The organism is Mesobacillus sp. LC4 (assembly GCF_053543455.1).
Window position 1 is genome coordinate 100658 of record NZ_JBGCUB010000008.1, and the last position, 20137, is coordinate 120794.

The 20137-nt window shown below is 42.3% G+C and carries 16 protein-coding genes and 1 riboswitch; of the genes, 14 read left to right on the forward strand and 2 right to left on the reverse strand.

Going from position 1 to position 20137, the window contains the following annotated elements:
• Nucleotides 1-197: 197 nt before the first annotated feature.
• The 10 genes from AB5I83_RS20295 (at nt 198) to AB5I83_RS20340 (ending at nt 12526) form a co-directional block, all read left to right on the forward strand.
• Nucleotides 198-1739, forward strand: a complete 1542-nt coding sequence (locus tag AB5I83_RS20295) for a phytoene desaturase family protein (RefSeq protein ID WP_448978040.1) — start codon at nt 198-200, stop codon at nt 1737-1739.
• Complete coding sequence (locus AB5I83_RS20300; protein ID WP_448978042.1) at nt 1736-3181, forward strand: phytoene desaturase family protein; 1446 nt, start codon at nt 1736-1738, stop codon at nt 3179-3181. The genes AB5I83_RS20295 and AB5I83_RS20300 overlap by 4 nt, the downstream gene beginning before the upstream one ends.
• Complete coding sequence (locus tag AB5I83_RS20305) at nt 3178-4041, forward strand: phytoene/squalene synthase family protein (protein WP_448978044.1); 864 nt, start codon at nt 3178-3180, stop codon at nt 4039-4041. The genes AB5I83_RS20300 and AB5I83_RS20305 overlap by 4 nt, the downstream gene beginning before the upstream one ends.
• Nucleotides 4042-4321: 280 nt before the next feature.
• The gene (gene fni / locus AB5I83_RS20310; RefSeq protein ID WP_448978046.1) at nt 4322-5368 is read left to right on the forward strand and encodes a type 2 isopentenyl-diphosphate Delta-isomerase; all 1047 of its coding nucleotides are present in this window, start codon (nt 4322-4324) and stop codon (nt 5366-5368) included.
• A gap of 122 nt (nt 5369-5490) precedes the next feature.
• Nucleotides 5491-5736 carry a MerR family transcriptional regulator gene (locus AB5I83_RS20315; protein WP_448978048.1) on the forward strand — a complete coding sequence of 82 codons (246 nt, stop codon included), beginning with the start codon at nt 5491-5493 and terminating at the stop codon, nt 5734-5736.
• A gap of 24 nt (nt 5737-5760) precedes the next feature.
• Nucleotides 5761-6648: an alpha/beta hydrolase gene (locus AB5I83_RS20320; RefSeq protein WP_448978050.1), complete on the forward strand. Its 888-nt coding sequence runs from the start codon at nt 5761-5763 to the stop codon at nt 6646-6648.
• 125 nt (nt 6649-6773) lie between these two features.
• Entirely contained in the window at nt 6774-8270 is a 1497-nt protein-coding gene (locus tag AB5I83_RS20325; RefSeq protein WP_448978052.1) for a phytoene desaturase family protein, read from the forward strand.
• On the forward strand, nt 8263-9660 hold the full coding sequence (locus tag AB5I83_RS20330; protein WP_448978054.1) for an aldehyde dehydrogenase family protein: 1398 nt from the start codon (nt 8263-8265) through the stop codon (nt 9658-9660). Before AB5I83_RS20325 ends, AB5I83_RS20330 begins: the two co-directional genes overlap by 8 nt.
• 168 nt (nt 9661-9828) lie before the next feature.
• Nucleotides 9829-11361, forward strand: coding sequence for a phytoene desaturase family protein (locus AB5I83_RS20335; RefSeq protein WP_448978056.1), 1533 nt, complete (start codon nt 9829-9831; stop codon nt 11359-11361).
• A gap of 58 nt (nt 11362-11419) precedes the next feature.
• Nucleotides 11420-12526, forward strand: coding sequence for a glycosyltransferase (locus tag AB5I83_RS20340; RefSeq protein ID WP_448978058.1), 1107 nt, complete (start codon nt 11420-11422; stop codon nt 12524-12526).
• A 164-nt stretch (nt 12527-12690) separates the two neighbouring features.
• Here AB5I83_RS20340 and AB5I83_RS20345 read toward each other — a convergent pair whose 3' ends face one another.
• The gene (locus tag AB5I83_RS20345) at nt 12691-13236 is read right to left on the reverse strand and encodes an HXXEE domain-containing protein (RefSeq protein ID WP_448978060.1); all 546 of its coding nucleotides are present in this window, start codon (nt 13234-13236) and stop codon (nt 12691-12693) included.
• 111 nt (nt 13237-13347) lie between these two features.
• Nucleotides 13348-15234, reverse strand: coding sequence for a squalene--hopene cyclase (shc, locus tag AB5I83_RS20350; RefSeq protein ID WP_448978062.1), 1887 nt, complete (start codon nt 15232-15234; stop codon nt 13348-13350).
• A gap of 116 nt (nt 15235-15350) precedes the next feature.
• On the opposite strand from shc, the gene AB5I83_RS20355 reads away from it, so the two are divergent.
• The 4 genes from AB5I83_RS20355 to AB5I83_RS20370 all read left to right on the forward strand — a co-directional run bounded on the left by AB5I83_RS20355 (nt 15351) and on the right by AB5I83_RS20370 (nt 19550).
• Nucleotides 15351-16487: a DUF2515 family protein gene (locus AB5I83_RS20355; RefSeq protein ID WP_448978131.1), complete on the forward strand. Its 1137-nt coding sequence runs from the start codon at nt 15351-15353 to the stop codon at nt 16485-16487.
• Nucleotides 16488-16849: 362 nt separating this feature from the next.
• Nucleotides 16850-17386 (forward strand): GNAT family N-acetyltransferase, encoded by a 537-nt coding sequence (locus tag AB5I83_RS20360; RefSeq protein WP_448978064.1) that lies wholly within the window; start codon nt 16850-16852, stop codon nt 17384-17386.
• Between the two features lie 84 nt (nt 17387-17470).
• Complete coding sequence (locus AB5I83_RS20365; RefSeq protein WP_448978066.1) at nt 17471-18142, forward strand: VC0807 family protein; 672 nt, start codon at nt 17471-17473, stop codon at nt 18140-18142.
• A 199-nt stretch (nt 18143-18341) separates the two neighbouring features.
• On the forward strand, nt 18342-19550 hold the full coding sequence (locus AB5I83_RS20370) for an MFS transporter (protein ID WP_448978068.1): 1209 nt from the start codon (nt 18342-18344) through the stop codon (nt 19548-19550).
• A 299-nt stretch (nt 19551-19849) separates the two neighbouring features.
• Nucleotides 19850-20045, forward strand: a riboswitch (cobalamin riboswitch).
• Nucleotides 20046-20137: the final 92 nt, after the last annotated feature.

The window sequence follows — 20137 nt, forward strand, 5'->3', positions numbered from 1 at the left end:
GGAGAAATTCATAAGTTCTAATCAAAAATTGTAGAAATAGGCTGTTGTAAGAAGAAGATGATTGCCATAAAAAATATTTATTGAACTTTTTAGAACAAAATATTATACAAATATTATACAAGATTATATATTATATGTATAATGTTTGTATAACGTTTGTATAATGATTTTATAAAGCTGGTGGAGGATTGATGAAAATGTCGAAGAAGAAAAAGGTCGCAGTGATTGGTGCAGGTCCTGGTGGGCTAGCTGTTTCTATGCTTCTTTCTGCACAGGGCTATGAGGTGAATGTGTATGAAAAGCAGCCAACCATTGGCGGCAGGACGTCAAAACTCACGCTAGGTGATTACACCTTTGATTTAGGTCCCACTTTCTTTATGATGCCTTCCATCCTTGAGGAGTTATTCCAGATGAGTGGACGTCGTTTACAGGATTATATGGAACTGCACGAACTGGATCCTTTATATACATTGAAATTTGGAGACTTGACCTTTACTCCTTCTAGAAACAAGGAAAAGATGAAAGCAGAAATGGAAGAAAAGTTTCCAGGCAGCTTCTCTGGTTATGAGAAATTTATGAAGGTAGAAGGGGAGAAGTTTGACCGCGTCACCCCATTGCTTCAGCAGCCGTTTACAAAACTGACTGATTTTATGACAAGAAACATGGTTAAAGCGTTACCTAAGTTAAATGCGCTTGATACCGTGTATAACCGTTTATCTACATATTTTGAAGACGAACGGCTTAAATGGGCATTTTCCTTCCAAGCCAAATATTTGGGGATGTCCCCGTGGGAATGTCCTGGCACCTTTACGATTCTTTCCTATCTAGAGCATCGACATGGACTTTTCCACCCAATTGGTGGCGTCAATCAGCTGTGTAAGGCAATGGCTGCCGTGATCGAAGAAAATGGAGGGAAAATCTATACAGGAACCGGTGTACAAAGAGTGCTAGTCGAAAAAGGAAAAGCGGTAGGAGTTAGGTTGGAAAATGGAGAAACCATGACCAGCGATGACGTTATCATAAATGCCGATTTTGGTCATGCCGTTACGACCCTTTTTGACCAAACAGATTTGAAGAAGTACCGAAAGGAAAATGTTGAAAAAAAGAAGCTATCTTGTTCTACCTTCATGCTGTACTTAGGTGTGAACAAACCGCTCAATCTTCCACATCATATGATTATTTTTGCAGATGATTATAAGAAAAATGTGGAGGAAATGACGAAAACGATGAAATTATCGGAGAATCCGTCCATTTATGTTCACAATCCATCTAAAGCGGATCCAACCCTGGCTCCAAAAGGGAAATCCTCTCTTTACGTATTAATGCCAGTGCCGAATTTAAACGCTGAAATTGATTGGAACGTTGAAAAAGAGAGGGTAAGAGAGCAAATGCTATCCATCTTGGAGCAAGAGCCAGAGCTGCAAGACATTCGTGCTCATATTGAAGTTGAAAAAGTAATCTCTCCTCTTGAATGGCAAAACGAAGTGTATGTATACAAGGGAGCGACCTTCAACTTGGCCCACACTCTTGATCAAATGATGTATTTCCGGCCCCATAATCAATTTGAAGATGTAGGACATTGTTTTTTAGTTGGAGGAGGAACCCACCCTGGCAGCGGACTGCCAACCATTTTTGAATCAGCGAGAATTAGCGCAAACCTAGTAAACAAACAATATGGAAAGAAAGAAGTCTACTTCACACAAGATGAGGGGTTATTCAAAGAGGAGATGCCATTATGAAAATAGGGATTGTAGGAGCAGGAGTAGGTGGACTTGTAACGGCACTATTACTGGCTAAGCAAGGAAACTCTGTGACCATTTTTGAAAAGGAAGCTTTCATAGGAGGGAGACTAACGTCTCAAGGTAATGAGCGGTATCGAATTGATCAAGGACCAACCATTGTTCTTTTGCCAGATTTATTGAAGGAAATCCTTCAGGAGGCTGGGATACCAGAAGAAGAATTGGAACTCATTCCGTGTGACCCACTTTACGATATCCATTTTAATGATGGAACTACTTATACAAAGTTTAGGGATCTGCCTACCCAGCTAGCCGAAATAGAGCGATTGTTCCCAGGGGAGTCCGATCAATTTCTTCGTTATCTCTCTGACATGTCTCGTGTCTATCGTCTAGGAATGAAAGCCTTTCTAAGCAAGACCTTTAAAAGAAAACGAGATTTTCTTACCTTTGAGAATATGAAACTATTAGTTGATTCAAAGGCATACAAAGATTTGAAAACCTTTAATTCTTCCTATTTCTCACATTCAAAGCTTCAAGAGGCATATTCCTTACAATCTCTATACATTGGCGGTTCTCCGTTAGAGGTACCCGGACTGTATGGGTTGGTCGCCTATAGTGAGCATGCTTTTGGTATTTGGTATTTAAAGGGCGGTTATTACAGTCTAATACCTGTGTTAGAGAAAGCCTGTAAACGAATGGGAATCGAGATTCATGTCGAAGCAAAGGTCGATCGGCTTCAGATTGAACAGAATGTGTGCAAAGGGTTAGTTGCGAACAATGAGAATTACACTTTTGACGCAGTCGTATTCAATGGTGATTTCCCCAATTTGCATCCTATGATTTCTACGCGCGAACGGAAGAGAAGCTACAAACCTTCATCAGGTTGTGTCCTGGTTTATCTAGGAGTGGAGAAACGGTTTTCATCGATGAAAGCTCATCAATTTTACTTACCAGGACACTTTGAAAAGAATATGAACCAAGTATTTAAAACAAAACAGCTGCCTGATGATCCTTCCTTTTATATCTTTAATCCTGTCACCTTAGATGATCAGGCAGCACCTCCTGGAGAAAGTGTCCTTTACATGCTCATTCCGGTACCTTCTGGCGATGACATTGATTGGGAAACGGAAGCACCTGCTCTTGTCGAAAAGGTATTGCAAAAGGCTGAAAAGAGACATTTTAGCGGGTTGCGAGAATCCATCAGGTGGATGGAAATCCGTACGCCAAAAGATGCGATAAAAGATGGTCTATTTCAAGGCGGAAGCTTTGGGATTGCGCCAACTCTATTCCAGTCAGGAGGATTCAGACCCCAACTATCACCATACAACATTGAACGTCTGTATAGTGTAGGTGCCTCTGTCCACCCAGGAGGCGGGGTTCCAATTGTGCTGCAAGGAGCACGCATTTTAAGCGAATTAATAAAAGAGGAGCTGGGAGCATGATTGATTCTAAACTGATTCTAGAGTGTGAAAAAATGATGAAAAAAGGCTCTGCAAGCTTTTATGAGGCTTTCCGTTTTCTTCCTTCGCCAAGAAAAGAAGCAGTGTTTGTCATTTACGCATTTTGCAGATTAATAGATGATTCAGTTGACGAGCCTGAAAATTCACCTTTTACACTCGAAGAACTAGAAGATCATTTCAACCATATTGAAGAAGCAGAGGGACACTTTATTTGGCCATCATTAAGGTGGCTGTTTGACAACTTTCCGATAGATAAAGAGCCATTTTTAAAGCAAATATCAGGTCAACGAATGGATTTATCGTTAACACACTATCAATCAATGAAGCAACTAGAAGTTTATTGTGAAAAAGTAGCCGGCTCTGTTGGAGAAATGCTTCTGCCCGTTCTTCATGATTCGCCTACCCCGGATGTACAGAAGGCAGGAATTCAGCTCGGGAAAGCCATGCAGATTGTTAACATCATTAGGGATGTAGGAGAAGATTTAAACAGAGGCCGACGGTATATTCCAGATGAATGGATGGCTTCCTATCAATATACCCATACTGAATTTGAAGAAATGAACGTCAATTTTAAGTTCAAGAAAATGATCAACGGACTAATGGACCTTGCGTGGGATTGGTTTGAAGAAGGATTGGCAGACATTGAATCCTACCCAACTGAGAGTGCGTTTTCAGTTAAACTGGCATCCAATTATTATGCTGCCATTATGGAAGCTGTCAAAAGTAATGAATATCAAGTTTATACGAAACGAGCCGTTGTGAGTGATAAGAAGAAAAAAGCCATCTGCTTAACAACATTACAAAGTGCTTTAGAGGATGTTGACCAATCGATTGAAGCTTAATTTTTTAAAGGCTCTGTTAATGCTAAATGTTGATTTTTACATCCTGTTGATTGTAGTGGAAGGCGTGTAGACTCCTCCGAAAATGCTAACGCATTTCCATCGTGCGTGGGCAGGTTCGAGGAAGCACAATCAATGTCCTGCGGGATGTGAAAGTCATGGGGAGACCCCGCAGGCGTACAAAGCGCCGAGGAGGCTCCCCGACTTCCCGCGGAAAGCGAAGCGCCTGGAACGAAAATCAACAGCCGTGTTTAACAGAGCCTTTTTAAAAAGGAGGGAGATTATGAATCAATTTAAAGGTGTGAACAAGAGAAAGGCAGATCATATCCAAATTTGTCTTAATGACGATGTGCAAGGAAGAGGAATGACAACAGGCTTCGAGCAATTTTCATTTATCCATCAGGCTCTTCCTGAGGTAGATTTTACAGAAATTAATGTGGAGACCTTTTTTCTTGAAAAGAAAGTGGCTACTCCCTTTCTCATTAGCTCGATGACCGGAGGAACCGAACAGGCGATGGCCATTAACCAAAACCTCGCCATCGCTGCAGAAGAAAAAGGGTGGTCATTTGGCGTAGGATCAGGAAGAGCTGCAGTCGAAGACCCTGAAAGAGCCTATACCTTTCGAGTTCGAAAGTACGCACCAAGCATTCCGATTATTGCGAATGTGGGGGCTGTACAACTAAATTACGGCTTCGGTGTTGAGGAATGTAAAAAAATTGTCGATTTAGTGGAAGCTGATGCCTTAGTTCTACATTTAAACAGTCTGCAGGAATTAATTCAGCCTGAAGGAAATACAAACTTCCGAGGGTTATTTCAAAAAATTGAAGAGTTATGTAAATCATTCTCCCTTCCAATCGGTGTGAAAGAGGTAGGGTGGGGAATAAATAGTCAATTGGCGAAAGCGTTAGTTGATGTGGGTATTTCATTTATAGATGTGGCTGGTGCAGGAGGAACGAACTGGAGTCAGGTCGAAAAACTTCGCTCCACTGATCCGTTGAAAGTAGCAGTAGCTGATGCGATTAGTGGCTTAGGCATTCCAACAGCAGAGTGTATTCTTGATATAAAACGAAATGAAGGAACCGGAACGCTCATTGCTAGTGGCGGACTCAACAATGGAGTAGAGGCAGCAAAGGCTATCGCGCTAGGTGCCGATCTTGCTGGCTTTGGCCGATCCATTCTTGCAGAAGCGGTAACGTCGGAAAAGGCGTTAATGGACCGTTTTACTCAAACAGAGTACGAATTGAAGGCTGCGATGTTTAGCATTGGAGCTGCTAGCTTAAACGAGTTGAAGAACACTTCATCCATAAAGCGGGTGGGATCCTCGTTTTAAAAGACCTCTTTCGAGAAGTTTGAGGGTGTATATAGGGGAAGAGAGATGTCCGGTGCAACGAAAGGGATGGTTTATACAAATAAAAAAACCTTTCCCATGCTCTATAGAAAGGTATGTTAACCATGATAGAAAAACCTTTATATTTCATTCAACAAGTTTCTGAAATAACAGGTTTGTCCAAACTTGTCATTCGGAAATGGGAGGAACGTTATCAAATCGTCACTCCTAAAAGGCTGGACAATGGATACAGAGTCTATACAGAAGCTGATGTAAACAAAATTCTTTCAGTAAAAAATTTAACACACCAAGGATACTCGGTGAAGCAGGCTGCCTGTTTCCTTCAGAAGAATGATCGCAATCCAAGCTAATGGTAAAAAAGTGAGGTTATCCTTATGTTCACTGTCATGATGGCAAAATTACTTCGTCTCCTGCCTAATCAAGCAAAAAAGACACCTATGATTCCCTTTCAGCAAGTGAAAATGAAAAAAGATGTGATAGTTGAGACATCTGTAAAACCTGCTAACGTTTCCTTGTACTATCCGTTGGAATCAAGCCAGAAAAAGTTCCCTGTCTATATTAATTTTCATGGTGGAGCGTTCATCATGCATGAAAAGGAGATGGATGACCCTTATTGCCGGTTCCTTGCCAATCAGGCAGAATGTGTCGTTGTTAATGTCGATTATGTGAAAGCACCAGAGTACCCATTTCCAAAGCCGATTGAACAGGGTTATGAAATCCTTCAATGGTTAAAGAGAAGAGCCCATGATTTGAATATTGATGCAGAAAAAATGATGGTTGGCGGACAGAGCTCAGGGGCAAATATTGCAGCAGCCCTCTGTCTCTATTTAGAAGAGAAAGGAGAAAATCAGCCGTTGCTCCAAGTTCTGTCCTGCCCGATGCTGGATTTTGCCACCCCGCACGCAGAAAAACCGGAACCAGATAAGTGGCGTGCCAGATATCCTCAAGTAGCCCATTTTTTAAACATGTGCTACGTCCCGGACAAAGGACAAGCGGAGCATCCTCTCGCTTCCCCTGTTCGTGCTGTGGTCAACGGCCGCTTGGCTTCTGCCCTTATTCTCATTGCGGAGTACGATGCCTTCAGGCCGGAAGCTGAAAGCTATTATGAGAAATTAAAAGCATCTGGGGTAAATGTCCAAAAAGAGATCTTTATTGATTGTAAGCATGCATTTACCCATCTAGGCCCAAAAGAAAGCGCAGAAGAGGCTTGGAAGCTTGTCGCATGGAAAATCAGGGCAAGTGCAGAATCCTATGAAAATTGAAGGATTTCCTCCGTTATACGCTAGCGATTTCTAACTGAACGGAACTATTTTATAAAAGAAAAAAGGTCCAAATCAACACTGCTGTCAACAGCAATTTAATTTACGAGAAGGAGAGGGAATAACAGATGAAAAATAAAAACGTACTAGTGATCGGAGGCGGACTCGGTGGACTGTCGGCTGCGATTTCACTTGCTCAGGCAGGATACAATGTCTCTTTATATGAAAAAAATGAACATATTGGAGGAAAGCTGAACCGGCTTGAACAAGATGGTTTCGGTTTTGATTTGGGCCCATCCATCCTTACGATGCCACAGGTCTTTGAAAAATTGTTTTCTGCCAGTGGGAAATCCATGAAGGACTACGTCCCGATTGAAAAACTGGACCATCAATGGCGCTCCTTTTTCCCTGATGGAAATATCATAGACTTATATGAAGATTTGAAGGATATGCAAGAAAAGAACGCATCCCTGAGTGAAAAGGATATAAGTGAATATCAGGATCTTCTTCACTATTCAAAAAGACTTTATGATATGACGGATAAGACCTACTATAAGCATGGCGTTGATAAGACGAGAGAAATCATGAAATATACGAGCCTGTTCACTGCTATAAAGAACTTTGATCTGTTTTCTACAGTCCATGGAGCCATCGATAAACGAATAAGTAATGATCAGTTCCGCGATATGCTTTCGTATTTTATCAAATACGTTGGTTCGTCCCCATACGATGCACCGGCGGTCTTGAACATGATGATCTACATGCAGCATGAACAAGGTGTATGGTATGTACCCGGCGGTTTGCATAAACTTGGGGAAGGCCTGGTGAAGCTGGCTAACGAAGTGGGTGTTCACTTCCATCTGGGCAGGAAGATTATCAAACTTGAAAAAAACAACGGCGAAATCACAGGAGCCATTTTGGAGGATGGTACAAAGGTAACAGCAGATTATTATGTTTCCAATATGGAAGTCATCCCGGTCTACGAACGATTACTGGAGGAAGACAGCACTTATGTGAAAAAGCTAAAGAAGAAATTTGAACCAGCCAGCTCCGGTCTTGTCATGCATTTGGGGGTGAAAAAGAGCTATCCGCAGCTGCGCCATCATAATTTCTTTTTCGCAGAAAATATGAAGCAGCAAATGCAATCCATCTTTCATCGTCATGAGCTGCCGGAAGATCCGGTCATTTATTTGGTCAACGTCAATAAAACAGATCCGACGCAGGCTCCTGCAGGACATGAAAATATAAAAGTGCTGCCCCATATTCCTTATATTCGGGATCAGAAACCTTTCACGCAGCAGGACTATGAACAATTCGCTGAGCGGGTCCTGATCAAATTAGAAAAGATGGGCTTACACGATTTGCGTGAACATATCGTGACAAAAGATTTATGGACACCGGAAGATATAAGGCGAATGTATGGCTCTGATCGAGGTGCCATTTATGGAACGGTGTCAGACCGTAAAAAAAATAAAGGATTCAAGCATCCGAAAAAAAGTGAACGCTATGACAATCTATATTTTGTCGGCGGAACCGTGAACCCGGGCGGCGGAATGCCGATGGTGACCTTAAGCGGCCAGCTTGTAAGCGAGAAAATAGTCCAGAGGGATTCATCCCATGCCTGACCATGATATTCATTTGCTGAAGACATTACCCGAAAGGCAGAGGGAGGAACTGTTGTCCACGGGAAGGCCTTCACCTGATGCGGTAAAAAAACAGCTTTTGAAGCTGAAAACCATTCTTTTGGAGCACGAATCGGCCTTTATCGAGGCCCTTCACTCGGATTTAGGAAAACCGGCATTTGAATCCTTTTCCTCTGAAATCGCCGTTTTATTGAATGAAATCGAGTATGTATGCAAGCATGTAGCAAAATGGAACCGGCCTGTCCGCTCCCGACACCTTAAGATGGGATATGTGGAATCTCTCAAGAGAATGAGGCATCCATATGGGAGCGTCCTTATCATCGGTTCGTGGAACTATCCGGTCCAGCTTACCTTGATGCCCGCCATTGGTGCAATCGCCGGCGGAAACCGCTGTGTAATCAAACCATCTGAACATGCACCAGCAACCGCTGAACTGTTAAAACATATCATCAATCATGCATTTCCTCCTGAACAATTACATGTTGTGACAGGAGATGCACAAACCGCGAGCCTGTTGACTTCAGCCCCTTTTGACCTGATTTTTTTTACAGGCAGCGGAAAAACAGGGAAAGCTGTGGCAGAACAGGCAGCTAAACAGCTTACACCGGTAATCCTGGAACTCGGCGGGAAGAACCCATGTATCATGGATGAAACAGGCTTTTCAAAAGCCGCCATCAGGGACATTGTTTGGGGTAAATTCCTTAATGCTGGTCAAACCTGTATTGCACCGGATACCCTTTTTGTCCATCACTCTATTTATGAAAAGACGCTTACTGAAATTTCTGCTTGTGTTTCCGCTTTCTATGGAGAGCGGCCACAGGCAAGCGGGGATTATGGCAGAATCTGTACACATGCACATTTTCAAAAGATGGTTGATTTTATCGGGCAGGGAATTGTCCGGGAGGGAGGGACTCATGATCGAAATGATCGCTACATCGCTCCAACCGTGGTAACGGATATCAAACCAGGAAGTCCGATTCTGGAGGAAGAAATCTTCGGTCCGGTTCTTCCTGTCATTCCCTATACAGACTTGAAAACATTATTATCCAGTGGCAGAATTCTGCGCGATGCACTTACGGGTTATATATTCAGTAGTAACAAGAAGCAAATTCAATTGTTCAAGGAACATATGCGTTCACCCACCATCAGTGTCAATCAAGTGATCCAGCATGCTGCGAGTCCCCATATCGCATTTGGAGGGGTTGGAAGAAGCGGGTACGGTGCTTATCACGGCAAAGCTGGTTTTCTAGCTTTTAGTTATGAAAAAACAGATTACAGAACGTACCATTATCTGCGTTTTCAAGGTAAATTCCCGCCGTATTCCGACCGAAATAGGAAAGCATTGAAAAAGTTAAGAAGGTGGCTGCTGTAATAGGATAATTGAACACGCCTATTCCATAAGCAAGCATGATCGATTCCCTTCTCTTCAGGAGCGATCATGATCGTTTCACTTTCCCTACAGGTGAGGTGTAGGACTGCCATTCCTTCCAGGACTTGTGATGAAATGAAGCAGAATACTTTTAAAAGCGAGGGAATTCACATGAAAAAGAAGAAGGTGATTGTCGTTGGAGCCGGTGTAGCAGGGCTTGCCAGTGCGATAAGGCTCCAGCATGAGGGCTATCAGGTAGAAATATATGAAAAGGGTTTAACACCCGGAGGCAAAATGAATCGTATTGAATTGGATGGGGGATACAAATTTGATTTGGGGCCCAGCATCGTCATGATGCCTGAAATATATCGTGAACTTTTTGAACTATGCGGCCGCGACCCTGATGATTACATTCCAATGGAAAAATTGGATCCAATTTATCGGGCTTATTTCAGTGATATTCCCGACAAGCCTTTTGATATCTCCTCTGATCTTACTGAACTGACAAAGACAATTGAAGCCATTAGCGAAGAGGACACGGCAGGTTTTTTTCAATACATGCATGAAATTTACAAACGCTTCAACATTGCCAAGCATCATGTCCTTCAAAGACCTTTTCGCAAAAGAAGTGATTTTTATAACCTCCCGATGTTGAAGAAAGCATTGAAACTGAAACCTTATGACACGGCAGATCAGTTTATAGGAAAATATATTAAGAATGAACGGCTGAAACAGTTGATCAGTTTTCAAACGTTATATATCGGTATTTCCCCACTTAAGAGTCCATCTTTTTACACCATGATTCCCATGATTCAATTTTTATATGGAGTATGGTTTATAAAAGGTGGCATGTATACGATGGCTTTGGCTATGGAAAGGCTTTTCAGGGAGCTTGGAGGAACTATTCACTATGGCAAGGATGTTCAGGAGATCTTCATTCATGATCGTAAAGCCGAAGGAATCGTTGTGGATGGGCAGAAAATCTCTTCAGATTATGTTGTTTGCAATGCAGACTTTCCATATGCGATGAAGCACCTGGTAAAAGATCAAACGGCCAAAGGAAAATATACCGATAAGAAAATCGACAGCATGAAATACTCTTGTTCATGTTTTCTGTTATATCTCGGTATGGACCGGAAATATGAAGAGATTGACCCTGTGCATAATTTTATTTTCAACGAAAATCTTGATCAGAATCTTAAAGATATTTTTGATGGGAAGAAACTGACGAATGCCTCTTTTTATGTCTATATAGCTTCAAAAATGGATCCTTCCCTTGCGCCTGAGGAAAAGGATGGATTGTATATCCTGATGCCCGTATCAGATGTAGCTACAGCAAAATATGAATGGGACGAAGAAACCATTTCTTATTACCGAAGTTACATTTTAAACGAATTAAAGAAAATCCAAGGTTTTGAAAACATTGAAGATGAGATTGTCACCGAAACGCATACAACACCAATGGATTTTAGGTCGAAATTCAATGCTTATAATGGAGCCACATTTGGATTGCAGCCAATTCTGAAACAAAGCAACCACTACCGTCCGCAAAGCAAGGCGAGCCATTGTGAAAATTTATACTTTACCGGCAGCAGTACTCATCCAGGCGCCGGTGTCCCAATCGTGCTACTATCGGCCAAGATTACAGCACAGGAACTGATTCAAGACGATACAGGGGAATTGTTTGATTACTTAGTAGAATAAAGATTTTCAGAGACCATAAAAGCTGTTTGCTTACTCGCAGCGGAAGGAGGCAGGTTTTTTGACTGCTTTAGAAGTGATTAATCTCGCGATTGGATTTGTGGCAGTTGTGATTGGCTTCATCGTGTTCTGGTCTTTGCCGGTTCCAGGTATCTCCTCCAGGCCTACGGGTGGTCTTCCGTTTCTTTCCATCATCATTCCAGCTAGGAATGAAGAAGGCAGAATCTCACCGTTATTGCAATCATTGCAGGAGCAGCGCTTCAGACAATTTGAAATTCTGGTTGTTGATGACGATTCATCCGACAATACTGCGGCTGTCGCGGAAAGCTATGGTGCGAAGGTCCTGCAGAATCCAGGGGCAGGTAAATCATCAGCCTGCTGGCATGGTGCCGGGCAGGCTAGAGGGAGCTGGTTATTATTTTTAGATGCAGATACGAGATTCACCAGTGTGGACGGTTTAAGCAATTTGCTGCATTTCTATCAGCGTAAGGGAGCCAAGGGCATTACTGCATTACAGCCATTTCATACAGTTGAGCGCTTGTATGAACACATCTCCGTTGTATTCAACATCATTGTCGTGATCGGGATGAATTTATTTACAATTTGGGGATCGCGGTTTAAAACCGCTGGTTCGTTCGGTCCTTGCATTCTTTGTAATCGAGATGATTACTTTTTGTCTGGAGGGCATAAAAAAATCGAAGGAGCCATCATGGATGATCTCGCATTGGGAGAGGCATTTCTTGAACATGATCTCCCGGTTCGCTGCCTGGGCGGCAAAGGCATTATGTCCTTGCGAATGTACCCTGAAGGCATCGGGAGCCTGATTGAGGGCTGGTGCAAAAGTTTTGCCGTCGGTTCCAAGTCAACTCATCCCATTGTCATGCTGATGGTTATCTTGTGGATTTCAGGCAGTTTCATTGCAGCAGGAGCATTGATCTCTTCCATAATAGATTGGAACCATGTCGGAATGCTGTTCAGTGCCATATTGTATATCTTGTATAGTTTCCAAAGTGCATGGTTTGCCAGCAGGGTCGGTAATTTCAGATGGGGAGTTTTCCCTTTTTATCCGATATTGTTTTTGTTCTTCGTAGGGATCTATCTGTACTCCTTCATCAGGGTAAATATTTTCCATTCTGTGAGTTGGAAGGGTCGTAAAATTAAGGTCTGAATATCCTGAGTTTTTTTGTGTGTGGGCAATCGTGGATTTTGCACAGGGAGATAAATACCTAAGAGAAGCGCCGGGATGATGAACCCCGGCTTCTTTACATATAGGGTAAATTGAGACCGGGAATAGGTAATCTCAAGTCACTTGATAAAAAGTAGAGGGGCCTGTTATCGAATGAAATAACGGCCTAGAAGATTGCCAACCAGGAAAACTGGAATCATCATCAAACTAACCGGCAGACTGGTGAAAAAGAAAGGCCAGTCAATTTTTTCATAGTGTACTAAAAAATAATACGTAATGACACAGTAAGGGATAAGCAGGAACAGGGCCGTTATGATACCAGGCGAATAGCCCCTGAACATAATGCTTTGAACAATATGCATCGTTGCCTGTAAAACAAATAAATTAAGAATGGCTGTAAATAGAAGGAAGCTCCCTCCGTCAGATGAAAAAAGGGCGGTGGTTACTGTTGTGAATGAAATGAATAGTAAAATCCACGTAGCGGAAACAGCAAGCTGGGCAGCGGTCGAACCTAGCTTTTTCCTCATTCTTAAGGTCATCTCGACGAAGTGAGTTTTCGGATATTTGTCTTTGTTTGCCGCCATGGAAGATTCAATAGTGATGATTTCTTCTAAGTCATGAAAAATGAATATGATGGGAAACAGCCAGATTAATGTTTTCAGATCTAAAAATTGGTGGAGCTCCGCTAACATCTTTTGCCTACCTCCTTGAAGTCCCAAGACTGCCGTCTATTGCGGTTTGTTCATTTTATGGGACGGGTTATAATAATATGCTAAACAACAAGCAAGGGAGGTGATGTTGTGTTATTGATCAGTCAGGAGCTCTCCACCAGCTAATTTTTGATAATGGGCCAGGGCAAGCAATGGAAAAACATATTCATAACAATGGTAATTGATATAAAAGGAGCCTGCCATTCCTCTTCCTTTTGGGTAGGCTGACGTCCAATCTTTTTCCTTCCGATCTGCTAAAAATGCTGCACCGTTTTCGATTTCCGGCGTAACACCGGTGGCCGCCGAGATGAGTGTGTCAAGAGCCCAGGCAGTATGAGTCCGGGTACTTTCGCCCAACGGCACATAAGAATTTTTGATATCACTTTTACATGATTCTCCCCAGCCGCCGTCAGGATTCTGGATTTTTCGCAGCCAAGTTAACGCTTTTTGAATAGCTGGATGTTTCGGGGATACCCCAACGGCAATCATTCCCGTTACAGCCGCCCAAGTGCCATAAATATACACGCCCCAACGCCCCACCCAGGAACCATCTGAGTTCTGATGCCGCAACAGCCAGCGAACTCCATCTTTTATCATCGGATGGTGTTCATCCAAGTTTGTATAGTTGCCGAAGAACTCTAAAGTCCTCCCTGTTAAATCAACCGTGGATGGATCAATCAATAAATCCTTTCCGCCCTCTATCGGTAACAAATTCAACACTTTCTTATCCACATTCTTTTCGAATGCGGCCCAGCCTCCGTCCTTGTTTTGCATGGAAATGAGCCAATTTACTCCTCGATCCCAAGCCTGCCGGCAATCCACTTGTTCTGTGGCCAAAGTACGGATCGCCCTCAGTGCAGCGGTAGTGTCGTCAATATCTGGGTGGAAAGTGTTCAAGTCTGCAAATCCCCACCCTCCTGGTAATACGTCAGGTTCATGGATCGCCCAATCTCCGTATTTGAGATGCTGGCGGGAGAGAATGTATTGATTTGCCTTTTGGACAGTGCTGGATGAATAGGGAATACCGGATTCTTGCAGAGCATAACTAATCAATGTCGTATTCCAGACTGTAGCCGTTGTGTACTGGCAGTGAAGTTCTCCGTCAATACGGCAGGTCATTGCTTTTAACCCTTGCACTGCAGTGGTAATCACTGGATGGGTAGTATGATAGCCTCTCGCCAGTAAGGCAAAAATCATAAGGGAAGTCGTGCTGAAATAATTTAAATACGTGCCGTCCGGTTCGATTCGGTCCAGCATGTATTTTTCGGCACGATATAATGCCAATTCGCGAAGGTTTCCATGGTATTTCATCCCCTGAATGCCTTGTTTGATCCATTTGATCAGCGAGCGGGTCTCTTCTTCTTGATCCTCTGTAAAAAAACGAACTTCTTTGTTTTGGAACAAATCGGAGAGATCGGGCGACCGTGGCGTTCTCTTACGAAAATTCGTATTGGCGAGAATCAAAAAAGGGATAATGTTGGCTCTGCCGTAAACGGAGAGGTCAAAAAGATTGATAGGGAAGGAGTCGGGTATAAGCATCACTTCAATATTAATGGGGAGGTGCGGCCACTCGCATTGACCTGTTAAGGCCAACAAGATTTTCAAGAACATATGGACTTCCGAGGCCCCGCCGTTCGCCATGATAAACCGCCTGGCAGCCTGCATATCCTTGTCTTTTCGATTGCGGTAACCAGAATAGAGAAGAGCATAATACGCTTCCACAGTGGAGGTCAGATTTCCTTTTTCCTGGTCATGAAACAGCTTCCATGAGCCATCTTCCTGCTGCTGTCCGGCGATGCGTTTTACCAATTCTTTAATGAACTCCTCGTCATTTATCTCCAATGTCCGCAATAAGATAATCATACTGCAGTCCGATGCGATCCCGGTCTCGAAAGGATAACGCCAGGCACCGTCGTCTGATTGGTCCTGAATTAACTGAGCAGCGATTCTGTCCATTTCCTTCATTACACGATGCCTCATTTAACCCATCCTCTCCCGAATATTCATCTTTGTATTCATATTCCATGAACAAAGTGAATATGCATTCCAATGATGGGAATGACTGATCCCCTAAAAATGAACGATTATGAAGGATGATGCCGTTTTTGCTGAACTCTTTCGCAGACGTGAAAAAAGATTTAAAGAAAAAGATGAAAAAGAAATCTTCCGGCCATCTGCCCAGTTTGTCAAAACATGATAAACGATGGATTCAGCTTATAAAAGAACAGACGAGACAACTTAATCAGAACAATGTAACACGGACGCAAGCGTATTTTCGGTTTTACCTTCAACATCCTGAAATACATTGGGCATTGCTCGGCCATATGGTATCGCGAAACGTCGGATGGAACATGACGGATTTAAAAGGGGAGTTACTGACAAAACTACTGTCTGAAAGAGAACAGAACGACTTTTTTTCCTTTTTGGAACGCGGCAGCTGGCTGATTTTCCAAGATGTGTATCCTCAGTTTTTGATTTATGACTTGAGTGTAAGGCGCAGCCAGGAAATGTTCCATCTTCTTCCTTATTTTCATACTTCCACCTTCATGGAGACGATGTGGCGTTATTTTTGGCACAGTGGGGACCATTCTAGATTGGCGATTGCAATGGTCATCAATGAACAAAGCTATTTGGAAAAAAGATTGATTCAAAATCATCACTATAAAAAAGTCGTAACAGGTACAGTCAGCTTTAAAATGTATGATTTTCTAAACCTCAATAACACTATTTTTCCCTATGGTACCGGGGACAAAAGGGAGAAGGCTTCGCTTGCCGGCGCCTCCTTACGGTATTTCACTTCGCTCGACGAAAGAATTATATTCGGGAAAAAATTGTATTCTCTTCTTTTTCAACAGGAACAGATTTTGTCTAAGGTCTCTAAATGGGCCTATGAACACCCTCACACTGGCTCTAGAAAAGATTATTGGCCTGATTTGTTTAATGATGTAAATGAATCATTTCCTCGGTCCCTTTATAAGCGAAAGGTCAAAAATTGTGTGTTGAGAAAGGGTGCCGAGCGGCTATACAGTCCGGCTTTAAAATATGCGTGGCCTGATACCCCTCACGAGGAAGCAGAGAGTGGAGATTGGTTTGGGGATTGGCATGTAGTGGATTATTTTCATGATGATGTCAGTTTGGATGGAGAAATTTTAAATAATTATTGCAAAACCATTGAAACAATTGAACTTGCGGTAATGGCGAAGGAAGCACTTCTGCTGCGAGAAGAAGAATAATCAGAGTGGAGGTCTGACACTGTTCGGATGGTTGGGGAATAGATCGCCATAAAATATATTTAGAATAACCATGATTTTTCAGGTAACTTTACTGGGTGCGTTGATCCAAGAGGGTCAAGGCACCTTTTTGTTTCATGCTTATTGAAGTGAATTTCTCAGTTTCGATGATACACCTGTCACCGGGTGTGTCTCATGCGTTACCGCTCAGACCCGCCGTTTTAACATATTCAAGCGTACTTCCAATTTATTTCCCAAGTAAAATCAGGACCGGCCAGTAAGAAGGAAATACAAGCTATTTTGTGGAACTTTAATGAAAGAGCCTGTGCCTTATCGTTAGTAGAATTGATTGTGAGGGATTGGAAATGTTTAGTTTTAAAGTAAATGAAACTATAAGCCTAGAATTATTGCAGCAGCATCAAGCTGAAGAAATCTATCAGCTGATAGATCACAACCGGGATCATTTAAGACAATGGCTGCTTTGGGTGGATAAACGGAAATCGGCAGAAGATATGGTGCCGGTCATAAAATATTGGCTGGAGAACCTGGCTAATAATCAAGGGTTCGATATTGCTATAAGAAATAATGGTCATCTTGTTGGGATGATCGGTGTCCAGTTTGACTGGGGCAATCGATCTGCGAGCATTGGCTATTTTATTTCTAAGGACAGTGAAGGTAAGGGCATCATCACGATCAGCTTAAAGAGTCTTATTCATGAGCTATTTGACAGGTATTCCATAAATAGAGTTGAAATCCAATGTGCCGATAATAACTTGAAAAGCCAGGGGATACCTGAGAGATTAGGTTTCAAGAAGGAAGGAATCAAACGGGCAGGACAATATCTATACGATCATTATGAGGATTTGATTGTTTATAGTCTGTTGAAGAATGAGCAATCCTAAACTTTTTACCAGATACCAGGAGAAGAACAGGGTAAACTCCATTTTTTTGCAGGAGTCTATTAGCTTATCAAAAAGGTGATGTTATTGAGGAAAAACTTAATCTTATTGGATCTGATTTTTTATGTCGGTTTGCCACTGCTTTTCTGGAATGGATTACGTGATGTGATTGGTGATTATTATGCAATGCTGGCTTCTTCCGTTCCGGCAATAATCTATAGTCTGTACCGTTTTTATGAGGTCAAGAAAATCAACATTACTGGGTTATACATAATTACTACATTGGTTATTGGCACACTGATTGATGTATTGGCTGGTTCTGCATTACAGATGCTATGGAACAATGTTTTTTATAATGTGGCGATTGGCACATTTATCTTTACTACAATTCTAATTAAAAGGCCTATGGCTCTGTATTTTGGATTGGATTTTGCAGAACTTCAGGGACATGACCGTACGTTTTGTAAGCACCTTTTCAATCATAAAAAGATTTTTATCATATTCCAGCTGGTGACTTTATCGTTCGCTCTCAGAAGTGGTGTTTTTGCAGCTATTAAATCTTGGCTGATCATTGAATATGGGGTTGAGGCATTTGATAAAGGGATTCTTGTTAGACAAGTAATAGGCTGGTTGTTTACAGGAGTGACCATGTTCGGTTTCTTCTATATTGCAAAGTTGATAAAAGATCACCCCGAAATTATTAAGAGAGTTGAGGAAGAATTGTACAGTGGGGAAGAAGGGCTGAGGAAAGAGTCGTAAATTCATGGTTTTTCATTTGGGTTGATTATGGATGGCATTGGGTTTTTCAGTATATAAAGAACCAAAAGTTATCTTGATAAGGGTTTGGAAGTTTGAATACAGTTGAAAATTTGCATACTGATGCCATTGAGGTTTGTAAGAAAGTAAAAACCTACTAGATTTATCCTTATTGTTTTTGTGGGTTTTCAGGAGGTGGACTATGACGGGGAAACTATCGGCCTACAGGGTCTATCTTATATATGCGGGATTGACTGCTTTTTTGTTTGAGATGGTTTTTACCGTCAACGAGATTTATAGAATACAAGTTGCCGGCTTCAATGCCTTTGAACTTGTCCTTGTTGGCACGGCACTGGAACTTAGCAGTTTTCTATTTGAAATTCCGACAGGTATACTGGCAGACACGAAGAGCAGGAAACTGTCGGTTATCATTGGATTGTTCTTGATCGGGCTGGGATTTTTAATTGAAGGTCTGGTGCCTGTCTTTTTGGTTATTTTGTTATGTCAGATCCTTTGGGGCATCGGCTATACCTTCACAAGTGGTGCGGATGAAGCGTGGATTGCTGACGAGATGGGCGGAAAAGACCTTTCCTGGCTATTCCTGAGAGGAGCGCAAGTCAAACAGTTTGGTGCACTGCTTGCTATCATCGTCAGCGTTCTCATCGGTACGGTAATGATCAATTTGCCGATGATCATTGGGGGAGCGTTATTTCTGGTGCTGGCGGTATTTATGATCCTGTTCATGCCTGAAACGGCATTTCAGCCGGCACCTTCAGAGGATCGTGATTCGTTCCGTCAAATGATTCATACTTTTAAATCGGGTCTCCAGTCGATTAGGAAAAAACAATTTTTGATGGTCATGACCGGTATTGTGTTCTTTTACGGTCTGTTCAGCGAGGGTCTTGACCGTTTGTGGATCGCCCACTTATTGGAGGTCGGCTTGCCTGATGTCAATATCAAACCGGTCGTCTGGGTGGGTATCATCAACGGGATTGCCATGGTAACGAGCATTATTGCGGTCGAATACATAAAGAGGAAACTTGAGAAGACGGGGAAACTGCAGAAGGTATGGCTATTGATTGCCATCAACTTGGCAATGGTACTGAGCATCATCGGCTTTGGACTGGCTGGAAATTTCACCATGGCTTTCTCTGCCTACCTGACATTCTATATTTTGCGGATCACCAATGGCCCAATATACAGAGCGTGGCTTAATGAAAATATTGAGTCAAAAGTGCGGGCAACAGTGCTTTCCACTTACGGCCAGATTGATGCCCTCGGACAAATATTGAGCGGACCGATTATTGGATTTGTAGCTCTCAAATTCGGATTAGGCCTTTCCATCGTGACATCAGGGCTAATTTTAGCACCAGTGGTCGCCCTGTATTTGTATCTATTAAGAAAAATATAGGGGGCAGGCCATAACGGTTACACACGACTCGAGCTAGTCTGACTGTAAACGAAGAATCAACCGAGGAGTGGATAGGCATGAGGTTTTTCAAAATCTGGATAAGCAGTAACAAAATTCAAGAAGATGCTTATATAAAAAAAGTCCTGTCTGTTTTTCAATACTATTTCCTAAAAAGATTTCCTTCTTTTTAGAAAAAGAATAGAATCATAAAATTATCATTCAGGAAAAAATTTTTGCTAAATTATACAAATTGTTACTCATAACGACATTATTTATGTATAATTGGAATCAGCGAAAATTTAATACATAAAGAATCTGGTGTCTTCTAAACGAAAAGTAGTTTAGAGACTTAATAGGGAAGTTGGTGAAATTCCAACGCGGTCCCGCCACTGTAACTGGGAGCTTCAAGCTTGATGCCACTGTACTTTTTGTATGGGAAGGCGCTTGATTGCGATGACCAGAAGCCAGGAGACCTGCCCGATTCTTCGCGCCACAACCTACGAGGATAGGAGGTGTTTGGGAACGATTCTGGCTGTTTATTAGAAGAACCGACACAAACATCTCCATGAGTAAAATGGAGGTGTTTT

Excerpts from the sequence above, each read along its gene's own strand:
- AB5I83_RS20370 (WP_448978068.1), top strand. The coding sequence starts at position 18,342 with ATGACGGGGAAACTATCGGCCTACAGGGTCTATCTTATATATGCGGGA.
- AB5I83_RS20300 (WP_448978042.1), top strand. The coding sequence starts at position 1,736 with ATGAAAATAGGGATTGTAGGAGCAGGAGTAGGTGGACTTGTAACGGCA.
- shc (WP_448978062.1), bottom strand. The coding sequence starts at position 15,234 with ATGAGGCATCGTGTAATGAAGGAAATGGACAGAATCGCTGCTCAGTTA.
- fni (WP_448978046.1), top strand. The coding sequence starts at position 4,322 with ATGAATCAATTTAAAGGTGTGAACAAGAGAAAGGCAGATCATATCCAA.
- AB5I83_RS20320 (WP_448978050.1), top strand. The coding sequence starts at position 5,761 with ATGTTCACTGTCATGATGGCAAAATTACTTCGTCTCCTGCCTAATCAA.
- AB5I83_RS20325 (WP_448978052.1), top strand. The coding sequence starts at position 6,774 with ATGAAAAATAAAAACGTACTAGTGATCGGAGGCGGACTCGGTGGACTG.
- AB5I83_RS20295 (WP_448978040.1), top strand. The coding sequence starts at position 198 with ATGTCGAAGAAGAAAAAGGTCGCAGTGATTGGTGCAGGTCCTGGTGGG.
- AB5I83_RS20330 (WP_448978054.1), top strand. The coding sequence starts at position 8,263 with ATGCCTGACCATGATATTCATTTGCTGAAGACATTACCCGAAAGGCAG.
- AB5I83_RS20305 (WP_448978044.1), top strand. The coding sequence starts at position 3,178 with ATGATTGATTCTAAACTGATTCTAGAGTGTGAAAAAATGATGAAAAAA.
- AB5I83_RS20345 (WP_448978060.1), bottom strand. The coding sequence starts at position 13,236 with ATGTTAGCGGAGCTCCACCAATTTTTAGATCTGAAAACATTAATCTGG.
- AB5I83_RS20315 (WP_448978048.1), top strand. The coding sequence starts at position 5,491 with ATGATAGAAAAACCTTTATATTTCATTCAACAAGTTTCTGAAATAACA.
- AB5I83_RS20360 (WP_448978064.1), top strand. The coding sequence starts at position 16,850 with ATGTTTAGTTTTAAAGTAAATGAAACTATAAGCCTAGAATTATTGCAG.
- AB5I83_RS20335 (WP_448978056.1), top strand. The coding sequence starts at position 9,829 with ATGAAAAAGAAGAAGGTGATTGTCGTTGGAGCCGGTGTAGCAGGGCTT.
- AB5I83_RS20355 (WP_448978131.1), top strand. The coding sequence starts at position 15,351 with ATGCCGTTTTTGCTGAACTCTTTCGCAGACGTGAAAAAAGATTTAAAG.